The sequence below is a fragment of the Bacillus sp. SRB_331 genome, from assembly GCF_003264175.1.
GTDB classification, from domain to species: domain Bacteria; phylum Bacillota; class Bacilli; order Bacillales; family Bacillaceae_G; genus Bacillus_A; species Bacillus_A mycoides.
Genome location: NZ_NADV01000048.1, coordinates 21,297 through 30,875 on the forward strand (window position 1 = coordinate 21,297; position 9,579 = coordinate 30,875).

A 9,579-nucleotide genomic window follows, 5' to 3' on the forward strand; every position below is an offset into this window, starting at 1 on the left:
GGATCTACTGGCGGTTTCGGCTCTGGTTCTGTGGGGTTCTTTTTCAATGAAATACTGAATTCATGATTAGAAACTTCACTCCACTCAGAAATGTACCCATATGATTTGAGTTTTTGATCCAATTCTGTTTTTAACACCGGTAAAAGATCCGTCAAATTTCTTATTCCTAAACTTCCTTGTTCTGTATGGTCTGTCTTCAAAGAAATTCTATTATCTTTTGTTGGATCAATAGATATAGTGACCTCCCTACTATTTATAGGAATTATAGAGTTATGTTCAGACTTAGCTTCTAGATAGGAAAAGTTTCCTTCCTTTCCTATTTCTTTTTCAAAATTTTTCGCATAACGCCGAACTATAGTTAGCTCATCTTGGAATTTTTTAGATTGAGAATCAGTTATAATATTCTCAGCAATTAACTTTTGCAAAAGATTTTCTAAAGTGTCTGCTGGAATTTGTGGTAGACTTTCTTCTATCATTTGACGATAACGATTATCTAAATTAACTTTATTTTCTTTTGAATCAGCCATTAGTTTCACAATCGCCTGTTTAATATCCTCCTCAGAAGCTGTATCCGGATTTTTCTCTGCACTTCCATAATAAGTTTGTGCAATCTGTTTTCTTAAATCATTAAGAGTTTCAACTTGCGATTGCAATTGCTTAATTTCATCTTTTAGTTCATCAATTCGAGCAGTTTGTGTTTCCTGAAATAGCTTGGCGTTTAGCAAGAATTCCGTATAAACCCCAGCTGAATTCACTTCACCTGTTGGCAATGTATAAAAGTTTCCTAGTTGTTTAAACACTGATTGGTTCAAACCATCATATTTTGCTTTATATCCCGATAAATCAGATTGCCGTTGGTTTTCTAATTGCGTTTTCTGTTGGTTAAATTGATCCTCAAATTGCTTTAAGGAATCTTTTAACTTTTCATTTGTTTTATCGATATTTTCGTTAACTGATTTTTTGGCTTCTTTTGTCGAGGTACTACCTGCTTCTAAGCTCTTATTATTATCATCCATTAGAGTTTTTACGGATGAAACAAATGCTTGTTGTTCCGAGAGAAAACCTTTATTATCTTCATCAAGAATACTCGAAACATTTGATAAATTATTAAATCCTCCCGATAACTCCTTAAATGGATCTTGAATATTTGTCATCAGATATTTCTTAGCATCAGTTTCTGCTCCAACAATTTTATTAACATTTAGTTGGGCTTCTGATAAATTTCCTACAATACTTGAGAAATACATCTGTACAACTCGTTGATTGAAATTTTTCAAAATATCATTTACTTGTGTTTGAACGGCTTGATTGGATATCTCATTTTGCCCTTTACGTACACGATAATTAATGGTCGCCTGTTCTGGTGCTATACTTTGAAGGGACAAAAGACGTTCAGAGAAATCTTGAGGAATAATAATTTCTGCATCAAATTGACCATTCTCAATTCCTGCATTAGCAATATTCCTACTGACCGTCTGCCAACTATTTTTGGAATCTTGATTAATCAGAGTAACAAAGTCTGCACCTAGTTCATACTTCCTCCCCTCAAAAACAGCCCCTTTATCTTCATTCACTAGAACATATTGAACCTTGGATACTTTTTGATTTGTAGACCGGTACACATTATCATCTTTAAAACCAAAATAAGTGAAAGTCAAAATAAGAAATAATCCACCAAGTATAATGATGAGTAATGGAAAATAACTCTGATATTTTTTTATCAAAATACATTTCTTCCTTTCAGATAAATTAAAAAAGGTGTCAGCACAATGAGTTGCACTGACCCCTTTTTTAAACACTTAATTTAAGCCAAACGAACCTGCATCCTGACGGTCACGGTCTGCGACTGTATCTGCATATTTGGTCAACTGCATATGAATACTTTGTAATAAATTTTCCATTTGTTTCACATTACCTTCAAGCTGTTTGTATTGCTCCAAGTAAGCTCGAAAAGCTTCCCCCTGCCATTCTTGGGCAATCGTTGCATTCATAGAATTCACTTTACGAATAGCGTCTTCAATTTGTGAAGAGGCCGTTTGATATATTTTCGCCTGAGATTTCAGTTGTTCGGGTGTGACCGTAATAGCTCCTGCCATAATATCATCTCCTTGTTTTCTAACTATCCTTACGGATAATATAATATAATTCAAAATTATTTTAAATCTTGGAGCAAGCGAGCTTCTTTCTTTGCCTCTCATTATATACACATGTGTCTTATATGACACACCGAAAGAAGGAGCAATATTATAAACATAAAAAAATAAATGAAATAGAAAATAGAAAATAGAAAAAGGAAGGTCATAATTTAATAATTACAACCTCCCCAAAAATATAAACCTTATGTAGAAATTTTAATTTCGTACTTCTGTTTTATAAATTCAATTAATTCTTCATTCATCTTGTAATAATTATCGGCACCTATATATTTACAGACCAACTGTGCCTTTTTTAGCATTTCTTCACCTTCTTTATTTCCTCTCAAACACTCCCAAATACCATTAATCACCAATTTTAGGTTTTTTTCAAAAAACATTTCTTCTTCGAGTGAAAATGAATTTATTTTATCCATATATTTCCATATAAGGTTCATCCTATCGTGCTGGATAAAGAAAATAATTGCATTTGTTAACATCCTAAAGCATTCACTTTTTCCATCTCTAAATTCTTTGTAATGATTGATTCCCAAAAGTGCTTTTTCAAGGGTGATTTCTATAAATTCAGGCGTAAATGCAAACATACAGTTGTTGAATAAAACTAGTTCATAGCGAGTCCATGTCTGCATGTTTATTAAATATTGATAAATTTTAGTTTCTCTTGTTTCAAGAGTTTCATTTTTTAATCTAGCAATGAGCAACTGACATAAACTCGAAAGATGTTCATACTTAATTCCATCTCGCCCTTTAACTAGATTACAAAGACTTTCTAGTCTTATTAACTCTTCTACATCTTTCTTCATAAAAGCATTTCTTATTTCACCCATAATCTGACTGATTACATTTACATCCTTTGGGTAATCAAAAGCTTTTAATTCATCAAAGTATACATTAATTCTAGAAAGCATATAAGTTAGATTTGTGACACTAGTATCTGCACGATTATTTACAAATCTGTTGTAAACAGATCTACTAACAAAATCACCACAAACATCTTTAATAGTTAGTCCCTTTTGTTTTCTCGTATAATCAATAAGTTCTCCGATCTCCATAAAACATCTCGCCCTTCCGAATGATTCTTATCCGACTAATATGTGTCGTATTTTTATAAAAATCACTTATTACGCTACACATTCAAAAAAATTACCTTTCTCTTATTATTATTTTTTAATAAGCAATGAGAGGAGTTGTTACTATGTGGTGGTGGATAATAATCACTTTATAGAATAATTTTGCACCAGAACCTATGTATTTTTCGCTGATAGATGAAACAATAGTGTCATTTACATTTAAGTAAAACAAAAAAACACATAGAAAAGATCATTATTGAAAGGCAATTACATTTTAACAAGATACTCCAGAATTTCCTCCATCATTTTTTCATGATAAAACGAAATAATCAAATCCCTATATTTTATATCATGCTGGGGTACAGCCGAGATACGTGTAAAAACAGGTCATAGACTTACTTTTATTTCCAATATGATTTGAAACTGGATTTTTTATAAAAAACAAGTAAGAAGAACTGTAATTATAAAACATTGAATAAGGTCGATGACAAATCCTTTACCCTTGTTTCCTTTCCTTTAAACAAGTAGGTTTTTAGATTTTAAATAAATTTATACTTGTTTTGCTTTACTACGTTGCTTATTAAAAAACATTGAAACAATTAATAATAATACTCCTATTGCAAATAAAATTAGGTTATTTGACAAAATTACTTCATCTTTCCAATATGCTAAAAATATTAATAAACCGTGTCTAACTGAAAAAAACAATCCAAATATTGAAAGCAGATATGGAGATGTATTCCTTTCCTTTCCTTTTCTTTCCTTTTCCCTCCTTTTTATCACTATATTAGCACATTAGGGATAAAAAGGTTAAACTTTGTTATAAACGATTAAACTTTATTTCAAATCCACATTTGCTTGAGATGTGACCACTTTTTATTTGTTTGAAGGCGTTTTCCATTTACTTTTATATGGTTTTTAACCAGCACTCATCCCCTTTTACCATCTGAATGCATATATAACTATCTTATCACGTTTAAATTAAAATACTGCTTTAGGGACATATTTCGCAAGATATCTATCCAAAATATAGATAAAAAGTCCATTTAACATGAGGTAATATCTAAAACAAATAATACATGATCCACTTAGCAGATAAATTCGGCATAAAAATAAATGTAGACTATTGATGTAGGGTGTTGTTTTTAGTAATCATTACGGTACGTGAAATTATTTTGTATTGTAATGAAAAAGCCCCCATAGATCTTATACCTATGAGAGCTGCCTAAGGGTATTTCATATTTGACTTAGTTCTATTGTAGCAGGCTTTCACCATACATGAGAAACATAATGATCCAAAAACTGACGAACATAACAAGAATTTCTTTAAACCTTTGCCTGAAAGGAAATACGACCTTCTTCCATTCTACATGCCCCTTTTCTCTACATTTTTTTATATGTTAAAATAAAGAGGAAAGAAATGTGCCAATTTCTTTCCCAGACGGTCACTCATGACTTTGCTCTTTGTTTGCTTTTACAAATGAAGAGCTTTTATTTTGCGTACTTATACTTGCTTTCCAGCATCGCATAACGTAATAATTTCAGGCTTGTTTCTCTTTTTAACGCTTTCCCTTCCGATACAGCAATTTTCATTTTAAATTCCCCCATTTATTTGATTGTATACTTCGCTACAAATTCCCTTTAAATATATTTTTAATTGCATTGCTATTAAGCCCCTTGTGTATCGCAAATACTTCCGGAAATTCAGAGATACACAAATCAATAATTGTATCGTCGTCTGTTCTTATATAAAAGTACTGAATGAGTCCTTTGTAATCACTGTGCCAATAATACTTATGAATTGTGTAATTCAAATCAAATGCCTCTAGCACCTCATAATGCTTTGTCTTTGTTTCATCTATCGATTCAAACAAGGTTATGAAGCTATGATTACAGATGTAAAAAAAGCTTATCACCAAAAAATTGATGAAAATGTTAATGAAGCATTATCAGGATTAGCATGGTAGAAAATGAACTGTATCATTGGTTCGGTTTTTTATCGTTTTCTGACAGAAGACTCCTTCTTCAAAAAATGTGAAGGTGTGAAACACCAATTTTAGGTAGGAGATGAATGTCAGTAGGCGTAAGACTACGTTTTTTTGTATACTGTAGATATACTATGAAAAAGTGAGGTGCAACCTATGTTAGTAAATAAAGCATATAAATTTCGTATCTACCCGAATAAGAAACAAGAAATATTAATTGCTAAAACAATCGGTTGCAGTCGCTTTGTATTTAACCATTTTCTTGCTCTTTGGAATGATACTTATAAAGAAGCTGGAAAAGGGTTAACTTATCCTTGATATTATCCCCTTAAGGTAGACAGTGTAAAAAGACCATGAATACACATGGATGTTACACTTTTACTTGGAGGGGATTTTATTATGGTTAAAAAAGGGATAAATTTCAAACTTATTCAGATAAATTAAAGATACAAGTTGTAAAAAGTTATTTAAATGGTGAGGGTAGCCAATCAGCTATATCGAAGAAATATAAGCTTAGAAGTAGAACACAGTTAATGAATTGGGTCCGGAAATATCAAAAAACAGGTGATATTTCAGACTTGCGGGGGCAAAATGGTGGTAATAACGGCTTAAAAAACCTCTTAAAAGGTCGTCCTCGTACGAAGTTCGATAGTATGGAAGAAGAATTGGAATACTACAAGGCGCAAGTGGCTTACTTAAAAAAGCAGTATCCAAATCTATAGGAGGTGTTCTTGCTCAAACGGCTAAGTACGAGATTATTGAAGAACTACGTTCTCGGTACAAAGTAACCTGGCTTGTCGTCATTGCGCAGTTAAATCGCTCTAGCTACTATAAGTGGCGTTCAACATGTAGTCAAAGGCAATTACGCCTTTCAAAAGATAATACATTGCATGAACAGATTCAAGCAATTCACATAAAACACAAAGAATACGGTTATCCTCGCATGACAATCGCCTTACGAGAGGCTGGATTTTTCGTGAACCACAAAAAAGTATATAGACTTATGCGAGAGCTTCACATTCAATCGATTATCCGTAAAAAGCGACGCTTTTTCAAAGGAAAATCCTCAAAGATTTTCCCAAATGTAGTAGAACGACAATTCCAAAACCGCAAACAAAATGAGGTACTTGTCACAGATATCACTTATTTGCCATTCAAAGATAAATTTCTCTATTTATCGGTCGTTCAAGACCTTTACAATAATGAAATCGTTGCTTGGAAACTCTCACATCGCAATGATTTGCAACTTGTTCTAAAAACATTAGATTTAGCAACACAAAAAAGAGATGTGTATGGAACCATCATCCACTCAGATAAAGGATTCCAATATACATCTCCTGCTTATTATCGTATGCTTCAACAGCTAGGCGCCATCGGCAGCCATTCCCGCAAAGGAAACTGCCATGACAATGCTTGCATTGAATCATTCTTCTCTCATTTTAAATGTGAAATGTTTTATCTTAATGAATATCAAACAAAGGGAGAACTAATTCAAGCAATTGAAACATACATCTATCATTATAACTACAAACGATTCCAAAAACGACTCAATCATCGAGCTCCGATCGAATATCGAATTTCGATGGCTGCATAGTCTTTTTTACAGTTGTCTACTTGACGGGGATAAGTCCAACCAGTCTGTCCAAAATCAAAAAGAATTCATCCATCAATTGTTTGGACTTGCAACATAAGATACGATTCCGTTAGGAATATATGTGCTTTATTCTCTTTTGTTTTATTTTTGCACCAAAACCAGATTTCTAGGGTTTTAAAGTAAAAATACATCTTAATTCTAGGAAACTTTATGCTTCCTCTTACGGCAAACTGATAAGTCGAAAAACAGCATTGGACGGGATAAGGAAACAACCTCATCCCGTCTTCTATTGCTACTCTATTTCGGTAATGTAAATTTCACTTTTTTCCCTTTTGAAATATCTTTTGCGTCTTTATTTCTCATAGGTCCTAATTCGATCTCAAAGCTTTTGTCTTTCAAAATCTTTTCATACTGCTCCTGATCTAAGGTGAAAATCTGTAATAACTCGCCAGATGTTCCAACTTTAATCGAATCATTATATTTGTAATTCAGTAACATACCTTCGTTGAGCGTATATTGTGTACCATCATTAACTCTTAATGTAGAACTTATTGGAGACAATGAAATATCTTCGGTCTCTTTGTTATCGAGTTTAAATTTGACTGTCAATAAAACAACACCATTTTTGAAACTTCCAAATCGAGGGGCTTCAGTGGAATTTGGTGTAAATTTGGTAAATTGATATCCATCTAATGTAACATTGGTAGCACCTAATTGTTCACTTTTATTAATGTTTGATTTCTCATTTAGCATTGTCTTCTCGCCCATGTTTTCAGCTGTTACTTTATCTTGATAAAAGGTTTTATCTGTTGTAACTTTTTGATCACCTTGTTTATTTAAACTTAATGTAAAATTTCCAGCCCTTCCAATTGGGGCGTCATATTTTCCTTTATTGGCTTGTGCTTCAGGAACTTTGACTGAAACTGTCGATAACTCTAAAATTTTTGTTAAATCATCTTTACCAAATGGATATGCAATATAACCAGAAATGCTTTCCCCAGCTTTTACTAAATAATTATTGCTTGAAGATAGTTTTGTAGGTAATTGTTCTTCCTTTGGAATTAAATCCTTATAGTTACTGTAATCCTTTGTAGCGCCTGTAAATGTTATGTTTAAAGCTGGCATATAATAAACATCTTTATTTGAACTGTTCTTTACAGTATAGTGTGCCAGAATAACTCCGCCATTTGTTTGCCTGTTAAAAGGAATATCAAAATTGGTATGAAAATCATTCAATTCAACTAATGTGTAGTTATCAAGTGATACTGAAACATCTTGTAATTTATGTAATTGCGGTTCTTTGTTTTCATAAAGAACTTTCGTTTTACCTTGTGTTTCTTTCTCCATATATGAGATAAGCTTTGAATAATCGCTTGAGTTAGCTGCTGTATCTTTAGATTCTTTTTCTTTTGATGTATCCGTTTTTTCTTCTTTATTTTCTTTTTGTGTTTCTTTTTTCTCTTCCTTATTTTCTTTTGTCACATTCTCTTTTTGATCATTATTTGCTTTATCACTTTGACCACAGCCAGTTATCATAAGGGCTGCAACCATCACGACAGAAAATAAAGACATTACTTTTTTTGACATTTTTCTTCCCCCTGTTTTTCCCTATTAAACTTTTAATCTACACAACCAAATAATTTATTATCCCCCCTCACGTTTCATTATAGAAAAAAAGTTTATCATTCACCAGCTTTTTCTAGTATCTTCCACCATCCATACACCACGGCCAATTTATGCTTCCTCTTACGGAAAACTTATGATTCGAAAAACAAAAAATAATATACTGATACTTTTTGAAAAATTCTAATTTAGATTATAATAAGATCATAAGTTATTTGTTAAGCGATGAATCTTATCTTAAAATTGGTGGTGTAACATGTGAAACATACAAATAAAGGACTAATAAGAATGAGACAAGAGATTATATATAGTGAGAGTGATTTATTGGGGCAAGTAAGAGAAGTTTTAGAAAAAAAAGATGTTAAAACTGCGGAAATATATGATGCCAACAAAGGGGATCTGCATTATACAAGTGAGACATTGCGTAAAAAATTCAATTTAGCTTTTCCTCAAATTGTTGTTAAATCCGGTCTATATGATTTAAATAACCATTTAAAGTACATTCCTAAAGAAATAATATATGAACAACTGAATCAAGAGTTTGAGCGTATAGGCTCCACAAGAAAGAGCATTTATAACAGTAAAAGAAATAAGAGTCGTTTTCCTTATAGCGATACTTTGAAAATAAGATTAAATCAAAGTTGGCCAGAAATTTTATTGTGCTGTAATCAATTAAGTGAAGTAAAAAAGTATGATGAAATTTCAAAGGAATTGCTTAAAGATGAATATAAAATGATTAGCAAAAAATTGGGTCGTGCTGCTACTATTCGTGAGCTAACCGATTGGACTGTATTTTCATTTGATATATATCGTCAATACTTTTCTACAATGAAAATTTTAAAAGAAGAGTGTGGATTTCGCCATGATTATAAAGGTGGAAAGAAACCTATTGAATTAAGTATGTGTAAAGAGGAGCTAGTTCGACTATACAAAAAATACAATAGAAGATTAACTTACAACGAATTAAAAGAGGAAAGTCAAATTAGTATTTCAACTTTGTTTAGACGATTCGAAACTACAAAAATTAATGTTATTTGGAATCAAATTGAAAGAAATATGTTTGACACTACTAATATATAAAAAGAAGACTTATTGTTGTACTATCAATAAGTCTTCTTTATCTCAATAATATTATTGGTTCTGGTGCAAAAATA

At 31.9% G+C, this 9,579-nt stretch carries 8 protein-coding genes and 2 pseudogenes; 4 read left to right on the plus strand and 6 right to left on the minus strand.

Going from position 1 to position 9,579, the window contains the following annotated elements; genetic code table 11:
- The 5 genes and pseudogenes from esaA to B5P42_RS32965 form a co-directional block, all read right to left on the minus strand.
- Positions 1 to 1,724 (minus strand): type VII secretion protein EsaA (gene esaA / locus B5P42_RS27905; RefSeq protein ID WP_113735762.1); only part of this gene is annotated, 1,724 nt, incomplete at its 3' end.
- A gap of 75 nt (positions 1,725 to 1,799) precedes the next feature.
- Positions 1,800 to 2,096 (minus strand): WXG100 family type VII secretion target, encoded by a 297-nt coding sequence (locus tag B5P42_RS27910; RefSeq protein WP_113735763.1) that lies wholly within the window; start codon positions 2,094 to 2,096, stop codon positions 1,800 to 1,802.
- A gap of 242 nt (positions 2,097 to 2,338) precedes the next feature.
- Positions 2,339 to 3,205 (minus strand): Rgg/GadR/MutR family transcriptional regulator, encoded by an 867-nt coding sequence (locus tag B5P42_RS27915; RefSeq protein ID WP_002186997.1) that lies wholly within the window; start codon positions 3,203 to 3,205, stop codon positions 2,339 to 2,341.
- A gap of 872 nt (positions 3,206 to 4,077) precedes the next feature.
- Positions 4,078 to 4,152 (minus strand): annotated as a pseudogene (locus tag B5P42_RS27925) (transposase); the annotation flags it as partial.
- A 699-nt stretch (positions 4,153 to 4,851) separates the two neighbouring features.
- Positions 4,852 to 5,103 carry a hypothetical protein gene (locus tag B5P42_RS32965; RefSeq protein WP_080029300.1) on the minus strand — a complete coding sequence of 84 codons (252 nt, stop codon included), beginning with the start codon at positions 5,101 to 5,103 and terminating at the stop codon, positions 4,852 to 4,854.
- 261 nt (positions 5,104 to 5,364) lie between these two features.
- Here B5P42_RS32965 and B5P42_RS27940 point away from each other — a divergent pair.
- From B5P42_RS27940 to B5P42_RS27950, 3 genes and pseudogenes are all read left to right on the plus strand, one after another.
- Positions 5,365 to 5,520: pseudogene (locus B5P42_RS27940) on the plus strand (helix-turn-helix domain-containing protein); the annotation flags it as partial.
- A gap of 134 nt (positions 5,521 to 5,654) precedes the next feature.
- The gene (locus tag B5P42_RS27945; protein WP_113735764.1) at positions 5,655 to 5,930 is read left to right on the plus strand and encodes a helix-turn-helix domain-containing protein; all 276 of its coding nucleotides are present in this window, start codon (positions 5,655 to 5,657) and stop codon (positions 5,928 to 5,930) included.
- Positions 5,927 to 6,802 carry an IS3 family transposase gene (locus B5P42_RS27950; RefSeq protein WP_258397556.1) on the plus strand — a complete coding sequence of 292 codons (876 nt, stop codon included), beginning with the start codon at positions 5,927 to 5,929 and terminating at the stop codon, positions 6,800 to 6,802. Before B5P42_RS27945 ends, B5P42_RS27950 begins: the two co-directional genes overlap by 4 nt.
- A 297-nt stretch (positions 6,803 to 7,099) precedes the next feature.
- Here the strand turns inward: B5P42_RS27950 and B5P42_RS27955 are convergent, their stop codons facing one another.
- Positions 7,100 to 8,389, minus strand: a complete 1,290-nt coding sequence (locus tag B5P42_RS27955) for a DUF5068 domain-containing protein (protein ID WP_044441029.1) — start codon at positions 8,387 to 8,389, stop codon at positions 7,100 to 7,102.
- Between the two features lie 294 nt (positions 8,390 to 8,683).
- Between B5P42_RS27955 and B5P42_RS27960 the strand changes: the two genes are divergently transcribed.
- Positions 8,684 to 9,505, plus strand: a complete 822-nt coding sequence (locus B5P42_RS27960) for a hypothetical protein (protein WP_002186990.1) — start codon at positions 8,684 to 8,686, stop codon at positions 9,503 to 9,505.
- The last annotated feature ends 74 nt before the right edge of the window (positions 9,506 to 9,579 follow it).

Bases quoted from the DNA above. Each gene is read 5' to 3' on its own strand.
- B5P42_RS27910 (WP_113735763.1), bottom strand. From the start codon at position 2,096: ATGGCAGGAGCTATTACGGTCACACCCGAACAACTGAAATCTCAGGCG.
- B5P42_RS27955 (WP_044441029.1), bottom strand. From the start codon at position 8,389: ATGTCAAAAAAAGTAATGTCTTTATTTTCTGTCGTGATGGTTGCAGCC.
- B5P42_RS27915 (WP_002186997.1), bottom strand. From the start codon at position 3,205: ATGGAGATCGGAGAACTTATTGATTATACGAGAAAACAAAAGGGACTA.